Below are 23750 nucleotides of genomic sequence, written 5' to 3'. Positions count from 1 at the left end.
TCGCTCCCCGCATCATGGGATCACCTCGCCCGGCTTACGTGGCGGCTGTCCCGGATCGCCGTCGCCCGGGTGTGGCTCTTGTTCGAACGTGCCGGTATAGGGCTGCGACCACCCCGAACAGCCTGCTGCGTTGCACGCGCGCACGATGTAGCTGGGCGCACAATAGCTGGCCGAGTACATCGGCGATGTCACCGATGTCGCCGACCCCGAATAGAGCAGCCTGAGCCCACCAGGCGCGCTCAGCTCGTATCGATCTGCATATGGCGATGACGACCAGCTGACCGTGCACAGGGAGTACTCGCTGTTATGCGGCCCCGCGTAGTAGTTGCGTTGATGCGCGTAGCCCACATTCGTGCCGCGGGGCGGCTTCAGGACCGTCACTACCTTGGTAGCTGAGTAATTTCCGCAGCCAGAACCGTTGCACGCCTTTACCCGATAACCGTACTTGCCGGAGGTGGCAGGATCGCGGGCGATACTTGTGGCGGCCGTGTCCTGCTGCGCGCTCCACGCCCCACCGTCGATGTTCTGTTCCAGCACATAGGTGCCTGCGGTGGCTACAGTGGTCCAACTAACCGTATAGGCAGCACTGGTGCCGGTCGGAGCGGTAAGGGTCGGCGTGCCACTCGGCTTCAGCAGTACTGTGGTGGCCGCCGTCGGCGACCAGGTGCCACAACCGCCATCATTGCAGGCCTTTACTCGATATCCGTAGGTGCCATTTCCCTTACCACTGAAGGCAATGCTGCGCTCGTTCGTAGACTTCACTGACGACCAAGCGCCCCCGTTTGACTGCTGCTCGATCAAGTAGCTGGTTGCCGTCCCTACACTCGCCCAAGAGAGCGTATAGGCGCCGTTGGTGCTGCTTCCCGGAAGAGTCAGAGAGGGCGCACTGCTGGGCGGCAGAGTTACCACCGTGGAGACGGATGCCGAGTAGCTACTGCATCCACTGGTATTGCATGCCTTCGCACGGTAGCCATAGGTGGCCGAACCACGACCGGTGGTGGCCCAGCTCAAGCCGGCGGAGGTTTGCGCGCTTTTCCACGCAGCCCCATTAACACTTTCCTCCAGCTGATACGACGTTGCCGTAGACACAACGGGCCATGTAACCATCCATGCCCCGGTATTGTTAGTCGCTGGCGTCGTGAGGATTGGCCCAACCGGAGCACGCAGTACTGTAGTTGTTTTTTCCGCCGACCAGCCGCTGCAACCACTGCTGTTGCAGGCGCGCACGCGGTAGCCATAGGCGCCATTGCCCCTGCCTGTGGCAGCGTAAAGGGTGGCCGCCTCCGATTGCAGCTGAATCCAGCTTTCACCGTTGATCCTTTCCTCGAGTACATACTCTACCGAACCCGGGACGGCATTCCAGGTGACCTGGTATTCGCCGCTCCCGTTGTTGGTGGGCAAAGAGATTGCCGGAGCCGCCGCGGGCGGCAGCAGCACAATCGTAGTCACGGTGTTCGACCAAGGGCTGCAGCCGGCCGCATTGCAAGCACGAACCTGATACCCGTGACTTCCCGTCTGCTTGCCGGAAACCGCGAGCGACTCTACCGTCGTCGCCGAGATGTTGGTCCAGGCTCCGTCCCCCAGGCGCTCCTGCGGTTCGTAGCGTGTGCTGCCCGCCACTGTCGACCAGCTCACCGTATACGCACCCGTACCGCTATTGGTCGGTGCCGTGATGGCAGGCGCGGAGGCAGAAGGGTAGATAACAGTCATCGCGTGCTCTACTGACCAGCCGCTGCAGCCGGAGGCATTGCATGCCCGCCCCCGGTACGCATATGCACCAGCCGCGCGACCAGTCAATGAAACGCTGGTGCTACTGGCGCCATGAACGGATCTCCATGCAGCTGAGCCCGCACGCTCCTCGATATCGTAACGCGTGGCGCCGGCAACGGCCGCCCACGAGACCGTGTAGCTTCCGTTGAGACCCGCCGCAGGTACAACCAGCGCGGGCGCACTTGACGGTATCGGTAGAACTTGAACCACCAGAGCAATGCTCCAGCCGCCGCAGGTTGAACCCTGACAAGCCCGGACTCTATAGGAGCGGGCCCCAGTGGAAGCGCCCGTCACGGTGTAGGAGGCAGCCGGACCGCTGTAAACCGCTGTCCATGAGGCACCTCCGTTGATGGAGCCATGCAGCTCGTAGCGACTTGCATTGCCAACGCTGGTCCAAGCCGCTGTGTAGGTGCCGGTAGCTACAGTGGCTGGGCCACTTAGAGAGGGAGTCCCAAGGACCACCAGACTCTCCAACTCGGCGACCAAACTTCCGCCAAGACTGATGTACTCCAGCTCTTTCCCGGTTCGCTTGTTGTGCTGGCGACGCAGCACGCCATCATTTCCGTAGAAGGAAAGAATGTCGCCCAATGCTGCACTGTAGCTGCCAACGCGGCGACCTTGCGCATCGTAGGCGTAGCTCTCTCGACCCGCACCGTCCCTCAGACGATTGCCGTAGTCGAAACTGAAAACATCGCCGTTCTTTTTTGCCAAATTTCCCTGCGCATCATAGGCGATACCGATGACGGCACTCCCGTCATCCAGATTCACCGTCGTCATTCGATTACGTGCGTCATACCAGTAATTGTGCTGCTTTACACCACCGAGTTTGGCGCTGCGAATGTTGTCCAGTACGTCGTAGGTGTATCGGTACGTACCATCCCCACCGAACGACGAAGACTTCGCATAAGTCAGGCGATCCAGCGCGTCATACTGCATCTGCCTGGATTTGGCAGGCTCGACAGCGTCCACCGTAGCGGTGACGTTACCGTTGCTGTCATAGCTGAAGGTTGTATCGAGGACGGTTGTATCAATTGCTCGTGCCGGCATGCCCCGTGCGTTCTGAACCATGTTGCGCACGATGCCATTCCCATAAGTGAATGATCGCAACCCCCCGTTCGGGTAATAGCGAGCTCCTGATGCGTAAGGTCCCGCCTGCGTCGCCTGCCCCAACGCATTCGGCGCCAGAGCGATGACCTGACCGCTTGGATACTGCAGGCTGGCCAGCGCCGCGTTGCCGTTGTAGCCATAGCCCATTGTCCATATGCCCACGCCCTGCTGCTGCATCGTTTCACCGACTATCAGCCCGCGCTTGTTGTAAGCATAGGTATTGATGACCTGCCGACCGCCACTATTCGCTGTAACCACCTGCGATGGCTTGCCGTCTGCGGTGTAGCTCCAGTCCTGGCTGCCGTTGCCGTCCGGGAAACTCAGCCGACTGAGCCGGTTGCGACTGTCGTAGCTGCGATCCACACGCCGTCCAGATGATTGCGCGACCGATGTTTCGCAATCACTCAAAGAGGTCAATGTCAATCCCGCAGCACTCCAAAACAGATTGCCTGCCGGGTCGTACGTCATGACCGTTGCGCCGGATTCGGGCTCCACTGATTTGCAAAGCTGTTGGAAGCTGTCGTACACGTACGAACGCGTCAGCGAGGTACTGCTGTCAGCGTTACGCCGCTTGATCGAGAGAACCTTGCCGAACCGGTCGCGTGCAATTTCGGTAAAGGCTCCAGCGGGATGCTCGATACGAGTCGGGGCGTCATAGTTTGGATTGTCAAACACCTGATGGCTGGTAACTGACTTCTGACCACGCGGATTGGTCGTTCGCACGCGCAGCCCCGACAAGTACTCAGTCACTGTCGTCAAGAGCCCCAGCTCGCTATCGGCGGAAATGGATGTTGGCCGGCCGAGCGCATCGAACTCACTCCATTCGCCGGCGGTCGGGCTCGCGCTGCTGCTGGGGTAAGACTGGAACGTGGCTCGCCCAGCATGATCATATGTGAAGCGCTGGTAGCGCTCCGTCTCCGCCAAGGTTGCATCAAGCTCACGGGTCAGCACCGGGCGCCATAGAGCGTCGAACCATGTGAACCTGCGATGGTTCCCGGTGCTGCTGGTCAGCCGCCAGTGTCCCGATGCGATGCCATGCTCCACCGCGTGCACCCGCTCAAAGACCTGTGTCGTCGGATTCCAGGCTACGCTGTCGCCCGCTCCATGTGTCTTCGCGGTGATGCGCCCCATTGCATCGTAGTCGTAGCTGGTCTGGTAACCCTGTTCATTGGTGACGGCGCGGATCCAGCCATTGTCATCTACGCTGGCACTGAGCGAAGTGCCATCTGCAAATCCAATGGACTGAGGTGTCCCGCGCTTCCAGTTGTTCAACGCTGTGCTGTTACCACGCCCGTCGACGAAGCTGGCAACACTGCCATCGGGGTGGTAAGTCAGCGATTGAACGAGCTTGCCGAATTGGTGCTTCTGCTGCGGCATGCCCAGTACGTTGAAACTCGTTTGGGATTCCACCAGCCCCGTGTTTACGTTGGTGGTCTTGGCAGTCTGTCCTAACAACCAACGCGCCGTATCATCGTAATAGGCGGTCACGTCGGTTCGACTGTCGCCCAGCGAGCTACTGCGCACTACCTGCAGCGGGCGGGCCTTCGCATCAAACGAGGACACGTTCCAAGACATGGTAACGCCATCACGCGTAATCACCTTCTTCGCCAACGGACGCACCAGCACGGATGACTCGTCATTCCCACCCCAGCGCGAGCCATAGCGGTCGGGAAACGGCATGGAGTTGGCCTGGGCGGAAGTTACATATGTCAGATCCTCCTGCTCAAGCTTGGTACCGTTGGCCGCCACCGTACTGCGCCCCAGTAGTTTGCCCTCATCGCGCGAGTAGACCGTTCCGTAGTGCTCCAGCAGGACGCTGCCATCCGGCTGCACGACGGCGACGCTCTTTCCACCAGTACAGGCGGTGCAGGGCGGGACCACACCTGACCAGAGGGCCGTTTCACCGTTGGCACCTTCATAGCTCCAGACCAGAGGCGCCGGCAGTCCGGGACCTTCGATGGTCTTACGCGTCAGCCCCAGTACATCGAAGTGTATTGGTACGGCCAGATGGTGGACCATGGCAGAGTTGTTTTCTGCCGAGCCGCTGACCGCTTCACCTTGGCAAAGAACGCTTGGCACACCGTCGCGATAGTGACGCTGATGATCAAAGCGGAAGGTGCCTACAGCTCCGGATGGGTGCTTCATCTGTACGCTGTAACTCTTGGGTGACAGCGGTGCGACGTTTCCACAGCCCGGGCCTGGATCTTCGGTCCAGGTCATGTATGAAACGCGCATATCCGACAGATGGTTGATTTCCCATGCCGCCTGGTCGGGCTGCACGATGCGTTGCAATAACTCGCCGTTGTAAGCGTAGATCCAGCTTCTACCATGTGCGCTGGCACTGGCGAGTCGATTGTTAGCATACTGGAGCGTTATGGCTCGGCCATCGCTCGCAGTGATGCTTGTGGGGTGGCCATTGCTGTTGTAAGCAATCGCGACCGAGTTTCCAAAACGATCTTCAATTCGGCTGGCAAGCAGAAAAACCTCGACGCGGGGCCGCGCACCGCCATTCTTGACGTCCTGCCCCATGTTGCCTGCGTAGCGTGTGGTCCCGATGTTGAACGTGTAGGTGATGCCATCGGTTGTCTGCAGTACGAAGCCCTCGCCCTCATAGCCAGCAACCATTGGCGTGCAGGTGATCGAATCCAGCGCACTGGTCGTCCATACACTTGCCTGGCGGTTGTCTGGTTTGAATTGTGCAGGCGGCAATGCGATGAGCGATCGAGCCCCTTGGCCAGGAAGATTTACCGAGTACCCGGACCAGATATCTTCTATGCGATGTGGTGGAAGCGTATAAGGATAGAAAATGTCCGTACAGCGTGGTTTGCGCATGCCAACCGTGACGTTCCATCCGTAAGCTGAGTCAAAGACACCCGAGATGTAGGGAACGTCGATGTTCCAGTCGCCGACTCCTCCGTAAATATGCGGAGCTATACCCGCAAGCGGCGTTGGCCTGATGACCAGCTTCCGGGTCAGCTTCACCGGAAGCGTGTTGGTGCCAGGAATATCGATGTCGGTTTGCTCAAACGCGACGCTCTGATCGAACATATTGATCGCGTCGCCAAACAAATCCGACTTCAGCGCACCAACCTGCTCGGCCGTGCGCAAGCGCTTGTCGTACTCCTGATAAGGCTGCATCGCCTGGGCATATGCGGCTCCGACGCTGCCTCCCATCAACAGCGTAGCCAGACCCACGCGTACAGCTCCCTTGACCGCGCTATGGCAGCCTGACTTCCTGTCCTGCATCCGTACATCCCCTGTTATCGGCGACGCCGATATTCACCTAACTTTCACCCCTGTCAAGCGCGGCGATCTCTCCGCTTCGATAGCTCTTCCGAGCAAGCCCCGAGTTCAGACGCGCTGCACTGAGACGAGCCAATTGGAGTTGACGCCATACGTCCAAGCCATGACGATCCCCAAACAAAAAGCCCCGACCAAGGCCTGGGCTTTCTGCTGTATCTGGTGCCGGAAATGGGAATCGGACCTACGATCTACACATTACGGACCAAGCCGAGTGAACCGTGCTAGCGATTGACCGGCTGCTCATACGTCGTCACCGGATCCACCGACAGGAACACGCCCAACTGCGAATCCATATACCGCTGCTGCATGTAGCTCAGGCCAGTGGCAGAGTCACTCACATGCCCCGTATACCCCGGGCCATCAGGAACCGGCGCACCTATGACAGCACCTTAAGGCTCGTAAGTGATGCGCTCGATCACGTTGCCATTGGCATCACTTTTGGCTACAACCGAGCGTAGGGCATCGGTATGGATGTAGGTGACCGTTCGTGCGCTTGCGGTTGCACAGCAGCCAGACTCAGCAACAGCACAAAGCATAGCGATGCGTCTACGGCACCAAGCTTCCGAACTGGATCCTTAAATCTCCCGAAGCGGGTGGACACGCCGCTTGCAGTTTCCCCGATCCTGCGCATCCTTCCAATCCCTGAAAGAGCTTGAAGCAAGGCAGGGTATTCATAGCACAGGAATAACGCGCCATGAATCCAACGGGGCGATTGAGGCCACCCACACCATCCTGACGTGAGCAACGCCCTTGGCGCTAAGCGCCGGCGAGGCCGAACCGGATCGAGGTGCCGATGTCAGTCCGGGGTGCGTCGAACGGACCTGAGGTTGCCGGCCGCTGGCCGGCACTACCACCAAGCGAGCCACAAACAAAAAGCCCCGGCCAAGGCCGGGGCTTTTTGATGTATCTGGTGCCGGAAATAGGAATCAAACCTACGACATACGCATTACGAATTACTGAAAAAGAACAACTCATACGGATGAAATGCGTCGCTATCCACGTACTTACCGATACGCCCGTTATCGGAAATGACAAAGAATGCCCTGATGGGTCGCATGAACACATCATCGGCAATCGGACAGGAACTCGTCATCTCGCTCCAGGACACATCTAGCGGATACGCAAATCGGAAAAACGATCGAGATGAAAAATCCACCCACTCGCTTTGCCCAATATACTCAATCACTGCGAAACTCTTGGCACCTAGATCAATAGACAGCCGCTTGAAGTCGAGGAACTCCTGCTCAGTAAATAGGACGCCCCCGGGCCGGTACTCCATATTTGATTGGCATCGGATTTCAGGACCGTCGCGATTCACAATGAAAGCCTGATCAAGCAACCCCGCCCAATAACTTACCAAGCTTTCTAGATTCAACCAGTATTTCTCTAGGTAATAAATATCCAGCTCATCGAGAGAAACCTCGCCGTATCCCACAATGCCGCTTGACTGAAAGTCGATCATCACTCCACCCCCCGAACCTACTTAAGCGCATCGATTCTTATCTGTAAATTTGGCCAGACTTGTTGATGTCAATAGTCGCCACGCCAGTAGTTTTTGACGTGTGGCTTCCTATGACTATTCCGTCCGGGATTCTCACCCGACCGCCAGAGGTCTTAGTGCCGCCATCGGTGATTGCATCAAATAGCTTGCCTGCGTCTCCTTCCACCCGCCCTTGGCACGGGCCGCCCTTGGCACGCGCCCCCCTTTACCCGCTCCAGCTTTCCAGCTGCATCGATCAGATGGTCCGCGCTCCACCTTGCGGCTTGCTGCTGATCGGTGATGAATGCCCATCAAAGGATTTTTGTCGATCAGCTTCCACTCAACTGCACGAGACAAGGCAGACCGCAGGCAAGCAAAGTCGCGCGCTGCGGTAGCCTTTGTGACGGCATCGGGGCCAGTTATACGCCCGCGCCACCAGCGCTCCATCGTGGGCACATCAATCTCGATAATTTGACGGCGTAACAGCCACGGAAACACGGATCGGATGCGATCCGGGTACTGGCGACCACCCTTGAGTTCGGCAACCGCCCAAGGCTCGAAATGCTCGTTGAGGAGCGTTTCGAGCGTGCAACTAGTGGGCTTGGATTTTGCGAGCGTCGGCAATCCGGACTGAACGTATTCAGCGACTGCTTGCCGGGCTTGATCGCGGGCTTGATCAAGTGACAGATGCTCGACCGACCCCAAGGTACGACGCTTACCGTGCGCCCAAGTCACGATCCAAGCCTTGTGCCCAGAGGGCTGCACGCGCAGGATCAGGCCGCGAACCTGGGCATCCCTAAGCTCATAGGGGCGATCCCGGGGCTCCGACGTAAGGACGATGCGCTTGGTGAGGACGGATGACATCGGGCGGAGGGTCCGTAAGTGGCGATAAGGCCAACTTAGGACAGGATGCGAGGCGATGTTTGGATGCGGAGCGTCCGCAGCGCTCTACTCCTCCAAATAACGAGTTTAAGCTCACTCATTCATCAGACCTGTGCCTGAGTCCGGCCCGATAAAATCAATCAACGCTTCGATTTCCAGCCCACGCTCATTAGGTTCATCGTCCAATTTCAGGCCAGTATCGGAGAGCTCTCGAACAAGCGCATCAACCAACCACTCCCGATCATTGCCATCGAATAAACACTCGTCGCCCTCCAGCTTCTCAAATGACAGATCACGGCCATTTTTGGCGCAAATCTCCACAAGCAGCATGCGCAAATGCAACGGCACCTTTCCACTCATTTCACTTCACCTTTGGGTCTCTCACACCATTACTTTCGTGGAATTGTAGTTATCACTTTTCCATCACCGTTCAGAACAACCTTGGCATCCCTCCCCGTGTATACCGTCTTGCCTCCGGCCTGCTCCGCTACCTTTAAGGGCTCTCTAACTGCCGACAAAATTGCTTTTGGAGATACACCCCTGCCGCCATCACGTGAAATCGCCTGATTCAGACCGTGCTTGGTGTATCCCGTTATCCTCCCAGCAACTGCGCCGGTCCCTGTCACTCCCGCAGCGCCAGCCCCGATTTCGGTCGCGGTAGCTACAGCAGCAGGATTGGCTAGCGCTGCCATGCCCACCTCAACTACCACGGGGGCAAGCATTACACCTGTTACGGCAATCGCAAAGGGCTGTAACGGCTTGTACACATCGCCATTGCCAGCCTCCATGTCCTTACGATGCTGTTCGACAAAACGCTCTGCTGCTTGTCGCCCATCCGGATCAGTAAAGCGATACGGATTGCCGTTCGCATACCGATACCGATTGAACTGCCCCACCGGCTGCTCATACGCAGCCACCGGATCAACAGACAGGAACACACCCAACTGCGGATCCATGTACCGCTGCTGCATGTAACTCAGCCCAGTAGCTGCATCGCTCACATGCCCTGTGTACCCCGGTCCATCCGTGACCTGACCGCCTACCACGGCACCGTAGGGCTCGTAGTCATAGCGCTTGATCACGTTGCCGTTGGCATCGCTCTCGGCCACTACCGAGCCCAAGGCGTCGGTATGGATGTAGGTGACCGTCGTCTGGGCGATTGCGGATGGTGGCATGCCAAGGCCAATCAGCAACACACAGAACATCCAGGCGCCTACCGCACCCAGCTTCCGAATTCGATCCTCAAATCCCCTGAAGCGGGTCGACACACCGCCTGCAATTTCCCCGAACCTGTGCATCCTTCCAATCCCTGAAAGAGCCTTGAAGCAAGGCTGGGTATTGATAGCACAGGAATGATCCGCCATGAATCCAACGGGGCGATTGAGGCCAACCACTCCATCCTGACGTGAGCAACGCCCTTGCCGCTAAGCGCCAGCGAAGCCGGATCGGATCGAGGTGCCGATGTCAGTCCGGGGTGCGTTGAATGGACCTGAGGTTGCCGGCCAGCGGCCGGCACTACCACCAAGCGAGCCACAAACAAAAAGCCCCGACCGAGGCCGGGGCTTTTTGCTGTATCTGGTGCCGGAAATAGGAATCGAACCTACGACCTACGCATTACGAATGCGCCGCTCTACCAACTGAGCTATTCCGGCGAGGTCGTGAATTCTAGGGGGTGCGGACCACTTTGGTCAATCAGGGAAGCGGCCGCATCGGCAAACGGCCGCGCCCCAATGACCTCGAGCGACCTGCCCCGGAAGTACCAGCCCTTGACGCACCAGCCTCTACAGTGAATCCCCCACCTCCGGAGGCATCCCATGCGCCCCTGTCCCCGCTTGGCCGGTCTGCTGCTGTCATCCCTGTTGTTCAGTGTCCCCGCGCTGGCACAAGGCACGGGGCCGATGCCGCAGACGCCGGACCAGCAGTGGCAGCCGCTCTTCCAGCAGGTCCAGGGCGCACACCTGTTCAAGGATCAGAAGACCTTCGCGGATGCAGTGCCCCACCAGCCCAGCGCTGCCCTCCTCACCCAGTGGCAGCGCGCGAGGACTGGGCCCGGGTTCGACCTGGCAGCCTTCGTAGCCGAGCACTTCACCGTGCCCGGCGACACCCAACCCTACGTGCCACCCGCGGGCGAGACACTGCGCGCGCACATCGATGGGCTATGGCCGGTGCTGACCCGCACCACCGGCACCGTGGATCCGAACGGCTCGCTGCTGCCGCTGCCCAAGCCCTACGTGGTGCCCGGCGGTCGCTTCCGCGAGGTGTACTACTGGGACAGCTACTTCACCCTGCTCGGCCTGGCCTCCAGTGGCCGCTGGCAGCAGGTGCGCGACATGGTGGACAACTTCGCGTTCCAGCTCGACAGCTACGGCCATATTCCCAACGGCAATCGCAGCTACTACCTGAGCCGCTCACAGCCGCCGTTCTTCAGCCTGATGGTGGACCTGCTCGCTACCCACGAAGGCGATGACGCCTACCGCCGTTACCTGCCGCAGCTGCGCATCGAGCATGCATTCTGGATGCGCGGCGCGGAAACGCTGGCAGCGGGGGAGGCGCGCGAACGCGTCGTGCGGCTGGCGGACGGGCAACTGCTCAACCGCTACTGGGACGACCGCGCGGTGCCGCGTACCGAATCCTGGATGGACGACCTGGCCACGGCTGCGCAGGCACCGCAGCGCACGCCCTCACAGATCTATCGCGATCTGCGCGCCGGCGCGGAGTCCGGCTGGGATTTCAGCTCGCGCTGGCTCGCCGAGCCGCCTGCATTGGCGAGCATCCACACCACCGCGATCGTGCCGGTGGATCTGAACAGCCTGCTGTTCCATCTGGAAACGACCGTAGCCCGCGCCAGCAGGGCTGCCGGCGATCGCAGCGCTGCGCGCGCCTTCACCGGACTGGCGAAGGCACGTCAGCACGCCATCAACCAGCTGCTCTGGGATGACCAGCAAGGCTGGTACGTGGACCGCGACCTGGAGCGTGGCCAGACCCGCCCTGCCCTGACCGCGGCGGCGTTGTTTCCCTTGTGGCTGGACGTCGCCGGCCGCACGCAGGCCCGCCGTACCGCCCAGGCAGTCGATTCGCAGCTGCTCCGCGACGGCGGGCTGCTGACCACCACCGTGGCGACCGGTCAGCAATGGGATGCCCCGAATGGCTGGGCACCGTTGCAGTGGGTCGCGGTAGACGGGCTGCAGCGCTATGGGCAGGACACCCTCGCCCGCCGGATCGGCACGCGCTTCCTGCGCACGGTGCAGACGGTGTATGACCGCGAGGGCAAGCTGGTGGAGAAATATGTGGTGGACGGTTCGGCCACCGGCGGCGGTGGCGGCGAGTACCCGCTGCAGGACGGTTTCGGCTGGAGCAACGGCGTCACGCTGGCCCTGCTGGATCGACTGTGCGCGCCGAAGCGGGTATGCAACAGTGCAGAGGAGGTGGAGACCGCAGACTGATCCGGCGGCCTCCACGCAGCGCACTCACCGCGCCTTCCACATCTCCGCCAGACGATCCGGCTTGCCTGCGATGCGCTCCAGCGAGGGGTACTTCAGCCCATCGTGGTAATCCAGCGTGACCGTATCGATGCGGTCGAAGCTCTTCACCAGCAGCGTCAGCGGCGCCTTGTCGCTCTTGGCCGCGGTGATCGCCTCCTTCAACTGCTCGGCCTTGAACACGCGGCCATTGAGCGCGACCACGCTCATGCCGGGAATCAGGCCGGCATTGAACGCCGGGCTGTCCCACAGCACGTCGCCGATGTAACCGGACTCGCTGACGGACAGGCCAATCGAGTAAAGCAGGTTGCTGTTCTTGCCGCGGGTTTCCTGCGCCTTGAACGCTTCGTTCGGCGTATCGGTGTAGACCAGCTTCCAGCCGGCCGCTTCCAGACCGCCGGTCAGCGGCCCGTGCCCGTCCAGGCGCTCGCGCAGGAAGCTGGCCCAGTCGAACGGCGCCACGCCATTGAGCGTGCTCACCACCTCTTCGAAGGTGTACGGATGGACGTTCCAGTCACCGTCGTTCATGCCGAAGAACGCCTTGGCGAAATCATCCAGGCCGCGCTTGTTGCCGGTCAGCGCGCGCAGCTTGCCCTCCACCTCCAGCCACACCATCTGGCCGCCGGAGTAGTAGTCCTCGCTCATCTGATAGTTGCGGAACGCCAGCGCGCGGCGCTGGGCGATGGTCGGGTCGTTGGTGGTGTCCTGCAGGTTGCGCCAGGCCAGGCCGGGGCGACCGCGGTCGTAAGTGCCCGCCACATTGGCCAGCACGTCGCGGGTCTGCTGCGGGCTCCACAGCCCGGAGCGCGCGGCCAGCACCTGGCCCCAGAACTGGGTCTGGCCTTCGTACAGCCACAGCAGGCTGTCGCCCATCGGCACGTTGAAGTTGGCCGTGGTCAGATCGGCGCCACGACGGTACTTGCCGTTCCAGGAGTGATTGAACTCGTGCGGCAGCAGATCGCGGCCCAGCCAGGTCTTGTCCCACTCGGTGAAGTAGCCGGTGTCGCCGCTGTTCTCACTGGAGCGCTGATGCTCCAGGCCGATGCCGCCAAGCTTGTCGGTCAACGCCAGCAGGAACTCGTAGCGGTCGAAATGGCGTGCGCCGTAGAGCTTGTACATCTGCTGCACCAGCGCGCGATGCGCCTGGATCTGCTCGGGCTTGGCCGCCAGCGATTTGGCCTCATCGGCGAAGACATTCAGGTGCACCGGCACCTTCGCACCGGGATCCAGATCAAAGCGCTGGAAGTGGCGCCCGGCGAACAGGGGCGAGTCGACGAGGTGGTCATAGCTGATCGGCTTGAACACCACCGTGTCCCCCTCGCGGCGCTCGGTATCCAGCGCGGTGGCATATGACCAGCCCGGCGGAAGAGTGACGGTGGCCTGCGCCTGGATGTTGCGGGTGATCACCCCGGCCGGGTACAGCGAATTGGCATTCCACTGCAGGTTGAGCATGTCCGGGGTCATCACCACGCGGCCCTGGGCGCCCTGCGAAGAGAGGAACTTGAACTCGGCCACCACTTCGCTGGCGCCCTGCGGCACCTGCACGGTGAAGGCATAGACGTCGTACGGATCACGCGTCCACTGCAGCGGCGTGCCGTTGGCGGTGACGACCAGGCCGGCGAGCTTGTCGATCGGGCCGCTCGGTGAATGCGCGCCGGGCAGCCACTGCGGGTACAGCAGGGTCAGCGGGCCAGGCTTGGCCGGCACCGTGGCCTTGACCTTGAAGATGCGTCGCCCGATGTCGCGCGCGTCCACGTCGATGCGCAGCAGGCCCGGGAAGGCCACGTCCTGCGGCGGCGGTGTCTGCGCCTGCACGCCGGTGGCGGACACGGCCAGCAACACGGACAGGGCAATGGCACGCATCTTCATCAGGCAGGCTCCGGCGGGGGAAGCTCTTGATCCTAGCCCTCCGCCTGCGCCCTGCCCCATGGCCAAAGGTCATGCGTCGCGTTGCGGCCATGATTGGCACAGCGGCGTGCAGTGACGTTCTGTCTGCCGGTCGGGATCAGGGCCAACCGGGGTGCGCTGCCGGCCAGCGGCCGGCACTACCGGGGCAGCGCCATGGCATGCGTGGCGGAATGCTGCGCGGTCAGTCGACCAAGCGCAGCCGCAATTCCTTCGGCAGCGCGAACACCATCGATTCGGGCTCGCCCTCCAGTTCACCGACGCCGGTAGCGCCGAGCTCCTTCAGGCGCGCGATCACACCATCCACCAGCACCTGCGGTGCCGAGGCGCCCGCGGTCAGGCCGATGTGCTTCTTGCCGGCCACCCACGCCGGATCGATCTCGTCGGCACCGTCGATCAGGTAGGACTCCACGCCATCACGGCGCGCCAGTTCACTCAGGCGGTTGGAGTTGGAGCTGTTGGGCGAACCGACCACCAGCACCAGATCACAACGCTTGGCCAGATCGCGCACAGCGTCCTGGCGGTTCTGAGTGGCGTAGCAGATGTCGTCGTTCTTCGGGCCCTGCATCGCCGGGAAGCGGGTGCGCAGCGCGTCGATGATGCTGCGGGTGTCATCCACCGAGAGCGTGGTCTGGGTGGTGTAGGCGAAGTTCTCCGGCTGGTCGATGACCAGCGTGGCGACGTCTTCCACATCCTCCACCAGGTAGATCTGGCCGGTGCCGCGCTCGCGGCTCCACTGGCCCATCGTGCCTTCCACTTCCGGGTGCCCGGCGTGGCCGATCAGCACCACGTCGCGGCCGGCGCGGCAGTGGCGGGCCACTTCCAGGTGCACCTTGGTGACCAGCGGGCAGGTCGCGTCGAACACCTTCAGGCCACGGCGGTCGGCTTCCTGGCGCACGGCCTGGGACACGCCGTGGGCGCTGAAGATCACCGTGTTGTCGTCCGGCACTTCGTCGAGCTCCTCGACGAAGATCGCGCCGCGGGCCTTGAGGTCATCGACCACGAACCGGTTGTGCACGACCTCGTGGCGCACGTAGATCGGCGCACCCAGGGTCTCGATCGCGCGCTTGACGATCTCGATCGCACGATCGACACCGGCACAGAAACCACGCGGATTGGCGAGCAACACATCCATCGGTCAGATACTCCGGCCGGCGTAAGCCGGGTTGTTACGGATACAGGAGGGAATTATCCCGCTTTTTTGGCCGCCTTGCCGTCGAACAGGCCGAACAGGGCGATACCCACCGCGCCGACCACGATCGCCGAATCAGCGATGTTGAACGAGGGCCAGTAATGGTCCCCGATATGCCACTGGATGAAGTCGACCACGTGACCGTGCATCAGGCGGTCGATCACGTTGCCGATCGCCCCGCCGATCACCAGCGCGTAAGGCACGGCGCTGCGCCAGGCACCGCGCGCGGTGCCCCACATCCAGTAGGCCATCAGGCCGCTGATGCCCACTGCCAGTGCGGTGAAGAACCACAGCTGCCAGCCACCGGCATCGCTCAGGAAGCTGAATGCCGCACCGGTGTTGTAGGTGCGGTACCAGTTCCAGAAGCCCTCGATGACCACCACCGGCTCGTACTCGGGCAGGCTGGACAGCACCCAGGCCTTGCTCCACTGGTCGGCGATGATGATCGCCGCCGACAGCAGCAGCCAGATCAGCGCGTTCGGACGCGGACGGGCGGCGGCCATCAGAACCACCGCCGGTCTTCGCCGGCACCGTCGATGTTGGTCACGCAGCGGCCACACAGTTCCGGGTGCGCCGCCACCGAGCCGACATCGGCGCGGTAGTGCCAGCAGCGCACGCACTTCTGCTTGCCGGTCGGCTGGGCGCTGACGAACACCTCGTCGGTGGTCGCCGGGCGCACCTGCACGTCACCGCTGATCAGCAGGAAGCGCAGCTCCTCGGCCAGCGGCTGCCAGCGCGCGGCGGTCTCGGCATCGGCGGCGACGGTGATCTCCGCTTCCAGCGCCGCACCGATCGCACCGTTGGCACGCATCGGCTCGAGCACCTTGGCAACCTGCTCGCGCAGGGCCAGCAGCTGATCGAAGTCGGCGGCGTTGAGCGGTGCATCGGCCGGCAACGGGGCCAGGCCTTCGTACCACGTGGCGAACAGCACGTTCTCCTTGCGCTCGCCCGGCAGGTACCCCCACAGCTCATCGGCGGTGAAGCTTAGGATCGGCGCGATCCAGCGCGTGAACGCTTCGGCGATGTGGTACATCGCGGTCTGCGCCGAGCGGCGGCCGCGCGAGTCCACCGGCATGGTGTACAGGCGGTCCTTGGTGACATCCAGATACACCGAGCCCAGATCCACGCTGCAGAAGTTCAGCAGCAGCTGCACGATCTCGGCCATGTTGTAGCCGGTGTACGCCGCCTTGATCTTCTCCTGCACCTCGAAGGCGCGGTGCACGATCCAGCGGTCCAGCGCGACCATGTCGGCCGGGGCCACCAGGTGCTGGGCCGGGTCGAAGCCATCCAGGTTGCCGAGCAGGAAGCGCGCGGTGTTGCGCAGGCGCCGGTAGGCATCCGCGTTGCGCTTGAGGATTTCCTGCGACAGCGACATTTCATTGCTGTAATCGGCCGAGGCGATCCACAGGCGCAGGATGTCCGCGCCCAGGGTCTTCATGATGTCCTGCGGCTCGATGCCGTTGCCCAGCGACTTGGACATCTTGCGGCCCTTCTCATCCACGGTGAAGCCATGGGTGAGGCACTGCTTGTACGGGGCCTGCTTGTCGATGGCCACGCCGGTCAGCAGCGAGGACTGGAACCAGCCGCGGTGCTGATCCGAGCCTTCCAGGTACAGATCGGCCGGCTTGCCGAAGCCACGCGCCAGCAGCACGCCTTCATGGGTCACGCCCGAGTCGAACCAGACATCCAGGATGTCGGTGACCTTCTCGTACTGCGACGCTTCCTCGCCCAGCAGCTCGGCGCTGTCCAGCGAGTACCACACGTCGATGCCTTCGGCCTCCACGCGGTCAGCAACCTGCTGCATCAGCTCGACGGTGCGTGGGTGCGGCTCACCGGTTTCGCGGTGGGTGAACAGCGCGATCGGCACGCCCCAGGTGCGCTGGCGGCTGATGCACCAGTCCGGGCGGCCATCGACCATCGAGCCGATGCGCGCCTTGCCCCAGCTCGGGAACCAGCCGACGCTGTCGATCGCGGCCATCGCGTCGCGGCGCAGGTTGGCCTTGTCCATCGAGATGAACCACTGCGGGGTGGCGCGGAACACGACCGGGGTCTTGTGGCGCCAGCAATGCGGGTAGCTGTGCACGATCTCAACGAAGGCCAGCAGCGCACCGGAGGCGCGCAGTACATCGATGATCAGCGGCTGCGCCTTCCACAGGTGCACGCCGGCCAGCTCGACATCGCCGGCCGGCGGGGTCGAGGACAGGTACACGCCACGGCCGTCGACCGGGTTGATCTGGCCGGCGTTGTACTTGTCCATCAGCCCGTACTGCTGGCTGACCACGAAGTCTTCCTGGCCATGACCCGGGGCGGTATGCACCGCACCGGTGCCGTCTTCATCGGAGACGTGGGCGCCGTTGAGCAGCGGGATGTCGCGCTGGGGGTAGAACGGATGGGCCAGCAGCAGGTTTTCCAGCGCGGCGCCGGTGGCACGACCGTGCACGACCAGACCGTCCACGCCGTAGCGCTGCAGCGAACGCTCGGCCAGCGCGGCGGCCAGCACCAGCCAACGACGCTTGCCGTTGTGGGCCGGGCCTTCGGCCAGCACGTATTCGATCTCCGCACCGAGCGACACCGCCAGCGAGGCCGGCAGCGTCCACGGGGTGGTGGTCCAGATCGGCACCGCCACCTCGACATCAGCCGGCAGCGTCACGCCGAAGCGTTCGGCCAGCTGCTGCGCGTCACGCGAGACGTAGGCCACGTCGATCGCCGGCGAGGTCTTGTCCTGGTATTCGATTTCGGCCTCGGCCAGCGCCGAGCCACAGTCGAAGCACCAGTGCACCGGCTTGGCCCCGCGCACGATGTGACCGTTGGCGAACACCTTGGAAAGCGCACGGATTTCGTTGGCTTCGAAATCGAAGCTCAGCGTCTTGTACGGGTTGTCCCAATCGCCGATCACGCCCAGGCGCTTGAAATCGCGGCGCTGCAGTTCGATCTGCTCTTCGGCGAACTCGCGGCACTTCTGGCGGAACGCGACCGCATCGAGCTTGACGCCGACCTTTCCCCACTTCTTCTCGACCGCGATCTCGATCGGCAGGCCGTGGCAATCCCAGCCCGGCACGTAGGGCGCATCGAAGCCGGCCAGGTAGCGCGACTTGACGATGATGTCCTTGAGGATCTTGTTGACGGCGTGGCCGAGGTGGATCTGGCCATTGGCGTAGGGCGGGCCGTCGTGCAGCACGAACAGCGGGCGGCCCTGCGCGTTGTCGCGCAGGCGGGCGTAAAGGCCCTCGTCCTCCCAGCGCGACAGAATGCCCGGCTCGCGCTTGGGCAGGTCGCCGCGCATCGGGAATTCGGTTGCCGGCAGATGAAGGGTGGCTTTGTAGTCCTGGCTCACGCAGTGGCTCGCAATCTGTGTTCGGAAAGGATGTGACGGGCCTGTTCGGCGTCACGGTGCATCTGGTCGGTCAACGCAGCCAGATCGTGGAACTTTTCTTCATCGCGCAGTTTGGCGACGAACTCGACATCGATGTGGCGGCCGTACAGGTCGCCCTGGAAATCAAACAGGTGCGCTTCCAGCAGCGGCTCCACGCCATCCACGGTGGGACGCGTACCGAAGCTGGAGACCGACGGCCACGGCTGGTCGAACACACCGTGGACCCAGGTCGCGTAGATCCCCGACAGCGCCGGCGTCTTCGGAAAGCGCAGGTTGGCGGTCGGGAAGCCCAGCGTACGGCCCAATTGGCGGCCGCGCACTACCCTGCCCCCAATCGTATACGGCCTGCCCAGCAGATCGCCGGCATGGCTGAAATCACCGGCGCGCAGCAGCTGGCGGATGCGGGTGCTGGAGATGCGCTCGCCATGCAGGTCGACCGGCTCGATCTCACCGGCACTGAAGCCACGCTCGCCGCCCATCGCCTGCAGCAGGGCCAGATCGCCCTTGCGGCGGTTGCCGAAGCAGAACTCCGGCCCGATCCACACTTCACGCGCGCTCAGCCGGTGCACCAGCAGCTGCTCGACGAACGCCTCGGCCTGCATCGCGGCCATGCGCGCATCGAAGCGCAGCAGGCCGACCGCATCCACGCCGAGCTCGCGCAGCATGGCGACCTTGTCGCGGGCCAGGGTCAACCGCGGCGGCGGCTCACCCTGGGCGAAGTATTCGCGCGGCAGCGGCTCGAAGGCCACCGCCACGGCGGCCACGCCCAGCGCGCGCGCGCGCGAAACGGCGTGGCGCACCAACGCACGATGACCCAGGTGCAGGCCGTCGAATGCGCCGATGCAGACCACGCTTCCGTGCGGGAACAGTTGCCCGCCTTCGACGCTTCTAAACAGCCTGCTCATCTACGTGGAATGCGACCCACCAGGGCCGATGCTTTGCAAGAGATAGCCATGAAGTATAGCCGGGCTGCCCCCGGATCAATGCTCCCGCAGGTGGCGCGGACGGAAGCCCATGGCGACCAGGGCCACCAGATAGGTCAGACCGCCACCGCCGACCAGCAGCGCGAGGTTGCCGATCCGGTGCCATTTATCCATGCCGGTGAAGTCCGCCATCCCGTAGCGCAGGCCCAGCAGCACCGCCACCATGGCCAGGCAGGCCAGCCCCAGCTTGGTCGCATAGCCGCCCCAGCCCGCCTTGGGCTGGTAGACATCGGTCTTGCCCAGCCAATACCAGAGCAGGCCAAGGTTCAGATAACTGGACAGCGCGCTGGCGATACCCAGCGCGAGATGCAGGCCCGGCTGCTTGCCCAACGCGACCCAGACACCCTGCGCTTTCAGCGCCTCCGGCACCATCACGTGGTACAGCACGGCCAGCAGGATGAAGTTGAAGACCATGTTGGCCACCAGCGCGACCACACCGGCGCGGACCGGGGTGCGGGTGTCCTGGCGGGCATAGAAGGCCGGCAGCACCACCTTGAGCAGCGCGAAGGCTGGCAGGGCGAAGCTCAGGCCGTACACCGACAGCGCGGTCATGCGGGTATCGAACGCGGTGAAGCGGCCGTACTGGAACACGGTGGCGATCAGCGGCTCAGCCAGCAGCAGCAGGCCCAGCATGGCGGGGATGGCGATCAACAGCGTGGTGCGCAGGCCCCAGTCCAGCGCACTGGAGAAGCCGGCCTTGTCGGTACTGACATGGTGGCGGGCCAGCGCCGGCAGGATCACCGTGCCCAGCGCCACGCCGAACACGCCCAGCGGCAGTTCCAGGAAGCGGTCGGCCAGCGACAGCCAGGACTGCGAGCCGTCGGTCAGCTTGGCCGCGATCACCGTATCCAGCAGCAGGTTGATCTGCGCGATCGAGGAACCGAACAGGGTCGGCACCATCAGGGTCAGCACCTTGCGCACCCCCGGGTGCTGCCAGCCCCAGCGCGGCAGGGTCAGCAGGTTGATGCCCTTCAGCGACGGCAGCTGGAACAGCAGCTGCAGCAGGCCGGCGGCCAGCACCGCCCAGCCCAGGGCCAGGATCTGCTTCTCCGGGGTGCCCCCCAGCCGTGGGGCCAGCCACAGCGCACCGGCGATCATGCACAGGTTGAGGATCACCGGGGTCAGCGCCGGCATCGCGAACTTCTGGAAACTGTTGAGCGCCCCGCCGGCCAGCGCGGTCAGCGACACGAACAGCAGGAACGGGAAGGTCAGCCGGAACAGGTCCACCAGCAGGCCGTGCTTGGCCGGGTCGGTATCCACTCCGCTGGAGAACAGGGTCGCCAGCTGCGGCGCGAAGATCAACGCCAGTGCGGTGACCAGCAGCAGGACGCCGCCCAAAGTGCCCGCCACGCGCGACATCAGTTCGCGCAGTTCGGCATGCGAGCGGGTTTCCTTCACCTCCGTGAACACCGGGACGAACGCGGTGGCGAACGAGCCCTCGGCGAACAGCCGGCGCAGGAAATTGGGCACCCGGAAGGCGACCCAGAAGGCGTCCGTCACCGCATTGGTGCCGAACGTGGTGGTGATGACCAGGTCGCGAACCAGCCCCAACACCCGCGAAATCATGGTCATGCTGCTGAAAGACAGCAGGCCCCGCAACATCCTTGGTGAACTCACCCGTGTTCCCTCTTGACAATTGACTTGACGTACATTTTTCGAGCCATCATACTTTCCAGCTTGCTGTTCCCATTACACCGATTTTTCAGGAAACCACCACTGTGGCCAATATCAAGTCCGCCAAGAAGCGCGCCAAGCAGACCGTCGTGCGCAACGCGCGCAATACGGCTCAGCGTTCGATGCTGCGCACCGCTGTCAAGAAGGTGATCAAGGCTCTGGATGCCAATGACGCCGCCGGCGCCGAGGCAGCCTTCGCTGTTGCCCAGCCGATCCTCGACCGTTTCAGCTCGCGTGGTCTGATCCACAAGAACAAGGCTGCTCGCCATAAGAGCCGCCTGACCGCGCGCATCAAGGCCATCAAGGCCGCCTGATACGGCGCTGCGGGTGTCGTAGAGCCACGCCCCGCGTGGCTTCGATCCAGCCGCAGAAAAAAACCCGGCCCCGGCCGGGTTTTTTGTTGCCTGCGATCTGCGACGTCCAGACCGGCTGGCGGCGACGGCGGCACCACAGAAAAACCCGGCCGGAGCCGGGTTTCTCAGGGGCGCGCGGGTGCGCTCAGTACGCATCGCGCGCTTGCGCCTCGTCTTCCTTCTGGCGATCAAAGAAGGCCATGATGTTGTTCATGATCGGCCAGGTGCCTTCACGGCCGAGGGCCGAGACCAGGTACCACGGCTGGGTCCAGCCCAGCTCGGCAACGATCTTCTCGGCGGCGGCCTTGGCCTCGTCCTCGAACATCAGGTCGGCCTTGTTCAGCACCAGCCAGCGCGGCTTGTTCAGCAGCTCCGGGTCGTGCTTTTCCAGCTCACGCTCGATCGCCCGGACCTGCTCGATCGGCGAGACACCTTCCACACCACCTTCCATCGGGGAGATATCCACGAGGTGCAGCAGCAGGCGGGTGCGCTGCAGGTGGCGCAGGAACTGCGCGCCCAGCCCAGCGCCGTCGGCCGCACCCTCGATCAGGCCGGGAATGTCGGCGATCACGAAGCTGCGGTAGTTCTCCACGCGCACGACACCCAGATTGGGGTACAGCGTGGTGAACGGGTAATCGGCCACCTTCGGGGTCGCCGCGGACACGGCGCGGATCAGGGTGCTCTTGCCGGCATTCGGGAAGCCCAGCAGGCCCACGTCGGCCAGCAGCTTCAGCTCGAGCTTGATCAGGCGCTCTTCACCCTCTTCGCCCGGCAGCGCCTGGCGCGGCGAGCGGTTGGTGGAGCTCTTGAAATGCATGTTGCCCAGGCCGCCGCGGCCACCTTTGGCCACCAGCAGGCGGTCGCCATGGCTGGTCAGGTCGCCGATCACTTCGTCGGTACTGACGTTCATGATCACGGTGCCGATCGGCACGGTGATGACCAGGTCTTCGCCGCCCTTGCCATAGGCCTGGCGGCCCATGCCGTTCTCGCCGCGCTGCGCCTTGAAGATGCGGTCATGGCGGAAATCGACCAGGGTGTTGAGGTTCTCGTCGGCGCGGATCCACACGCTGCCGCCATTACCGCCGTCGCCACCGTCCGGCCCGCCCAGCGGAATGAACTTCTCGCGACGGAAACCGATGCAGCCGTTGCCGCCATTGCCGGCGATCACCTGGATTTCTGCTTCGTCTACAAGTTTCATGATTCTGGATGCCAATCTGGAGGCGGCGGGCGCGAGGTGCACCCCACCGCAGAGTCTAACGGCCCCGGTACGATCCAGGGCCGGCGGCGGGAAATGTCCCGCCCGATAGTTGATACCAACGAAAAACCCCGCCGAAGCGGGGCTTTCGTCAGCGACCCCACGCCGTGGCGTGGGCGCCTGCGTACCGCTGAAGATCAGGCTTCGGCGACGACGCTGACGGTACGACGCTTCTTCGGGCCCTTGACCGAGAACTCCACCTTGCCGTCGACGAGCGCGAACAGGGTGTGGTCACGGCCGAGGCCAACGCCGGTACCCGGATGGAACTGGGTGCCGCGCTGACGCACGATGATGTTGCCGGCATCGATGGCCTGGCCACCGAAGATCTTGACGCCGAGGTACTTCGGGTTGGAGTCGCGACCGTTGCGCGATGAGCCTACGCCCTTCTTATGTGCCATGACTGCTTCTCCTTATTACTTGCTGCCACCGGCAATGCCGGTGATCTCGATTTCGGTGTAGTACTGACGGTGACCCTGGCGCTTCATGTGGTGCTTACGGCGACGGAACTTGATGATCCGGACCTTGTCGGCACGACCCTGGGACACGACCTTGGCAGTGACCGAAGCGCCGCTCAGCGCGTCGCCCAGCTTGATGCCATCGCTGTCGCCCAGCATCAGGATGTTGTCGAACTTGATCTCGTTGCCGACTTCGACTTCGAGCTTTTCAACGCGGAGCGTTTCGCCCTGCGCCACGCGGTATTGCTTACCGCCGGTTACCAGTACTGCGTACATGACCAGACTTCCTCTGTAGTTATTGTGGTCTATGGACTGCCGCCATCGAGGGCGGACAGAAGCGGAATTTTAATGACTTCAACCACTTCGGGTCAACCCACCCCCTGCTCTGACCCGGATTTGGCTGAATACGGTTCAGGAAACCGGCTGGCGGGGTCTCAGGGAATGAGACATGGGGGTGGCAAAGTCCGCGATTGCCCCCAAATCCCAAGCTCGGTAGGCTGACCGATTGCCGTTTCCGATTGCCCCACCCGCTTGCCGGC

Annotated in this window: 17 protein-coding genes and 1 tRNA gene; 2 read left to right on the top strand and 16 right to left on the bottom strand. The window is 62.8% G+C overall.

Annotation, left to right across the window (positions count from 1 at the left end):
- Positions 1 to 12: 12 nt before the first annotated feature.
- The 7 genes from ABE571_RS13650 to ABE571_RS13620 form a co-directional block, all read right to left on the bottom strand.
- Positions 13 to 6072 (bottom strand): RHS repeat protein, encoded by a 6060-nt coding sequence (locus ABE571_RS13650; protein ID WP_346493836.1) that lies wholly within the window; start codon positions 6070 to 6072, stop codon positions 13 to 15.
- A 329-nt stretch (positions 6073 to 6401) separates the two neighbouring features.
- A complete protein-coding gene (locus ABE571_RS13645) occupies positions 6402 to 6518 on the bottom strand; it encodes a hypothetical protein (RefSeq protein ID WP_346493835.1) in 117 nt (38 codons plus the stop codon).
- Positions 6519 to 7126: 608 nt separating this feature from the next.
- Positions 7127 to 7642: a hypothetical protein gene (locus tag ABE571_RS13640; protein ID WP_346481927.1), complete on the bottom strand. Its 516-nt coding sequence runs from the start codon at positions 7640 to 7642 to the stop codon at positions 7127 to 7129.
- A 132-nt stretch (positions 7643 to 7774) separates the two neighbouring features.
- Positions 7775 to 8524, bottom strand: a complete 750-nt coding sequence (locus ABE571_RS13635) for an Arm DNA-binding domain-containing protein (protein WP_346481928.1) — start codon at positions 8522 to 8524, stop codon at positions 7775 to 7777.
- A 111-nt stretch (positions 8525 to 8635) separates the two neighbouring features.
- Positions 8636 to 8902 carry a hypothetical protein gene (locus ABE571_RS13630; protein WP_346466349.1) on the bottom strand — a complete coding sequence of 89 codons (267 nt, stop codon included), beginning with the start codon at positions 8900 to 8902 and terminating at the stop codon, positions 8636 to 8638.
- A 29-nt stretch (positions 8903 to 8931) separates the two neighbouring features.
- The gene (locus tag ABE571_RS13625) at positions 8932 to 9747 is read right to left on the bottom strand and encodes an RHS repeat-associated core domain-containing protein (RefSeq protein WP_346493851.1); all 816 of its coding nucleotides are present in this window, start codon (positions 9745 to 9747) and stop codon (positions 8932 to 8934) included.
- Between the two features lie 371 nt (positions 9748 to 10118).
- Positions 10119 to 10194 (bottom strand) — tRNA-Thr (locus ABE571_RS13620).
- A 162-nt stretch (positions 10195 to 10356) separates the two neighbouring features.
- On the opposite strand from ABE571_RS13620, the gene treA reads away from it, so the two are divergent.
- The gene (treA, locus tag ABE571_RS13615; protein WP_346493834.1) at positions 10357 to 11985 is read left to right on the top strand and encodes an alpha,alpha-trehalase TreA; all 1629 of its coding nucleotides are present in this window, start codon (positions 10357 to 10359) and stop codon (positions 11983 to 11985) included.
- A 24-nt stretch (positions 11986 to 12009) separates the two neighbouring features.
- Here treA and ABE571_RS13610 read toward each other — a convergent pair whose 3' ends face one another.
- From ABE571_RS13610 to murJ, 6 genes are all read right to left on the bottom strand, one after another.
- Positions 12010 to 13890 (bottom strand): peptidase M61, encoded by a 1881-nt coding sequence (locus tag ABE571_RS13610; RefSeq protein ID WP_346493833.1) that lies wholly within the window; start codon positions 13888 to 13890, stop codon positions 12010 to 12012.
- A 220-nt stretch (positions 13891 to 14110) separates the two neighbouring features.
- The gene (gene ispH, locus ABE571_RS13605) at positions 14111 to 15061 is read right to left on the bottom strand and encodes a 4-hydroxy-3-methylbut-2-enyl diphosphate reductase (RefSeq protein WP_123728670.1); all 951 of its coding nucleotides are present in this window, start codon (positions 15059 to 15061) and stop codon (positions 14111 to 14113) included.
- Positions 15062 to 15114: 53 nt separating this feature from the next.
- Complete coding sequence (gene lspA / locus ABE571_RS13600) at positions 15115 to 15621, bottom strand: signal peptidase II (protein ID WP_313211085.1); 507 nt, start codon at positions 15619 to 15621, stop codon at positions 15115 to 15117.
- The gene (gene ileS, locus ABE571_RS13595) at positions 15621 to 18452 is read right to left on the bottom strand and encodes an isoleucine--tRNA ligase (protein WP_346493832.1); all 2832 of its coding nucleotides are present in this window, start codon (positions 18450 to 18452) and stop codon (positions 15621 to 15623) included. The genes lspA and ileS overlap by 1 nt, the downstream gene beginning before the upstream one ends.
- The gene (locus ABE571_RS13590; protein WP_346493831.1) at positions 18449 to 19396 is read right to left on the bottom strand and encodes a bifunctional riboflavin kinase/FAD synthetase; all 948 of its coding nucleotides are present in this window, start codon (positions 19394 to 19396) and stop codon (positions 18449 to 18451) included. The genes ileS and ABE571_RS13590 overlap by 4 nt, the downstream gene beginning before the upstream one ends.
- 75 nt (positions 19397 to 19471) lie before the next feature.
- Entirely contained in the window at positions 19472 to 21076 is a 1605-nt protein-coding gene (gene murJ, locus ABE571_RS13585) for a murein biosynthesis integral membrane protein MurJ (protein ID WP_313219157.1), read from the bottom strand.
- Positions 21077 to 21192: 116 nt separating this feature from the next.
- Between murJ and rpsT the strand changes: the two genes are divergently transcribed.
- The gene (rpsT, locus tag ABE571_RS13580) at positions 21193 to 21462 is read left to right on the top strand and encodes a 30S ribosomal protein S20 (protein WP_019184515.1); all 270 of its coding nucleotides are present in this window, start codon (positions 21193 to 21195) and stop codon (positions 21460 to 21462) included.
- Between the two features lie 184 nt (positions 21463 to 21646).
- Here the strand turns inward: rpsT and obgE are convergent, their stop codons facing one another.
- The 3 genes from obgE to rplU all read right to left on the bottom strand — a co-directional run bounded on the left by obgE (position 21647) and on the right by rplU (position 23487).
- Positions 21647 to 22699: a GTPase ObgE gene (gene obgE, locus ABE571_RS13575; protein ID WP_313217598.1), complete on the bottom strand. Its 1053-nt coding sequence runs from the start codon at positions 22697 to 22699 to the stop codon at positions 21647 to 21649.
- A gap of 194 nt (positions 22700 to 22893) precedes the next feature.
- Complete coding sequence (gene rpmA / locus ABE571_RS13570; RefSeq protein WP_019184517.1) at positions 22894 to 23154, bottom strand: 50S ribosomal protein L27; 261 nt, start codon at positions 23152 to 23154, stop codon at positions 22894 to 22896.
- Between the two features lie 15 nt (positions 23155 to 23169).
- Positions 23170 to 23487 carry a 50S ribosomal protein L21 gene (gene rplU / locus ABE571_RS13565; protein WP_019184518.1) on the bottom strand — a complete coding sequence of 106 codons (318 nt, stop codon included), beginning with the start codon at positions 23485 to 23487 and terminating at the stop codon, positions 23170 to 23172.
- Positions 23488 to 23750: the final 263 nt, after the last annotated feature.

This window comes from Stenotrophomonas sp. TWI273 (assembly GCF_039674765.1).
In the GTDB taxonomy this organism is placed as follows: domain Bacteria; phylum Pseudomonadota; class Gammaproteobacteria; order Xanthomonadales; family Xanthomonadaceae; genus Stenotrophomonas.
Note: the sequence above shows the minus strand (reverse complement) of the source record. Positions and strands in the feature narration are given on the sequence as shown.

Excerpts from the sequence above, each read along its gene's own strand:
- ABE571_RS13640 (WP_346481927.1), bottom strand. The coding sequence starts at position 7,642 with ATGATCGACTTTCAGTCAAGCGGCATTGTGGGATACGGCGAGGTTTCT.
- ABE571_RS13635 (WP_346481928.1), bottom strand. The coding sequence starts at position 8,524 with ATGTCATCCGTCCTCACCAAGCGCATCGTCCTTACGTCGGAGCCCCGG.
- ABE571_RS13630 (WP_346466349.1), bottom strand. The coding sequence starts at position 8,902 with ATGAGTGGAAAGGTGCCGTTGCATTTGCGCATGCTGCTTGTGGAGATT.
- ABE571_RS13625 (WP_346493851.1), bottom strand. The coding sequence starts at position 9,747 with ATGTTCTGTGTGTTGCTGATTGGCCTTGGCATGCCACCATCCGCAATC.
- treA (WP_346493834.1), top strand. The coding sequence starts at position 10,357 with ATGCGCCCCTGTCCCCGCTTGGCCGGTCTGCTGCTGTCATCCCTGTTG.
- ABE571_RS13610 (WP_346493833.1), bottom strand. The coding sequence starts at position 13,890 with ATGAAGATGCGTGCCATTGCCCTGTCCGTGTTGCTGGCCGTGTCCGCC.
- ispH (WP_123728670.1), bottom strand. The coding sequence starts at position 15,061 with ATGGATGTGTTGCTCGCCAATCCGCGTGGTTTCTGTGCCGGTGTCGAT.
- lspA (WP_313211085.1), bottom strand. The coding sequence starts at position 15,621 with ATGGCCGCCGCCCGTCCGCGTCCGAACGCGCTGATCTGGCTGCTGCTG.
- ABE571_RS13590 (WP_346493831.1), bottom strand. The coding sequence starts at position 19,396 with ATGAGCAGGCTGTTTAGAAGCGTCGAAGGCGGGCAACTGTTCCCGCAC.
- murJ (WP_313219157.1), bottom strand. The coding sequence starts at position 21,076 with ATGTTGCGGGGCCTGCTGTCTTTCAGCAGCATGACCATGATTTCGCGG.
- obgE (WP_313217598.1), bottom strand. The coding sequence starts at position 22,699 with ATGAAACTTGTAGACGAAGCAGAAATCCAGGTGATCGCCGGCAATGGC.
- rpmA (WP_019184517.1), bottom strand. The coding sequence starts at position 23,154 with ATGGCACATAAGAAGGGCGTAGGCTCATCGCGCAACGGTCGCGACTCC.
- rplU (WP_019184518.1), bottom strand. The coding sequence starts at position 23,487 with ATGTACGCAGTACTGGTAACCGGCGGTAAGCAATACCGCGTGGCGCAG.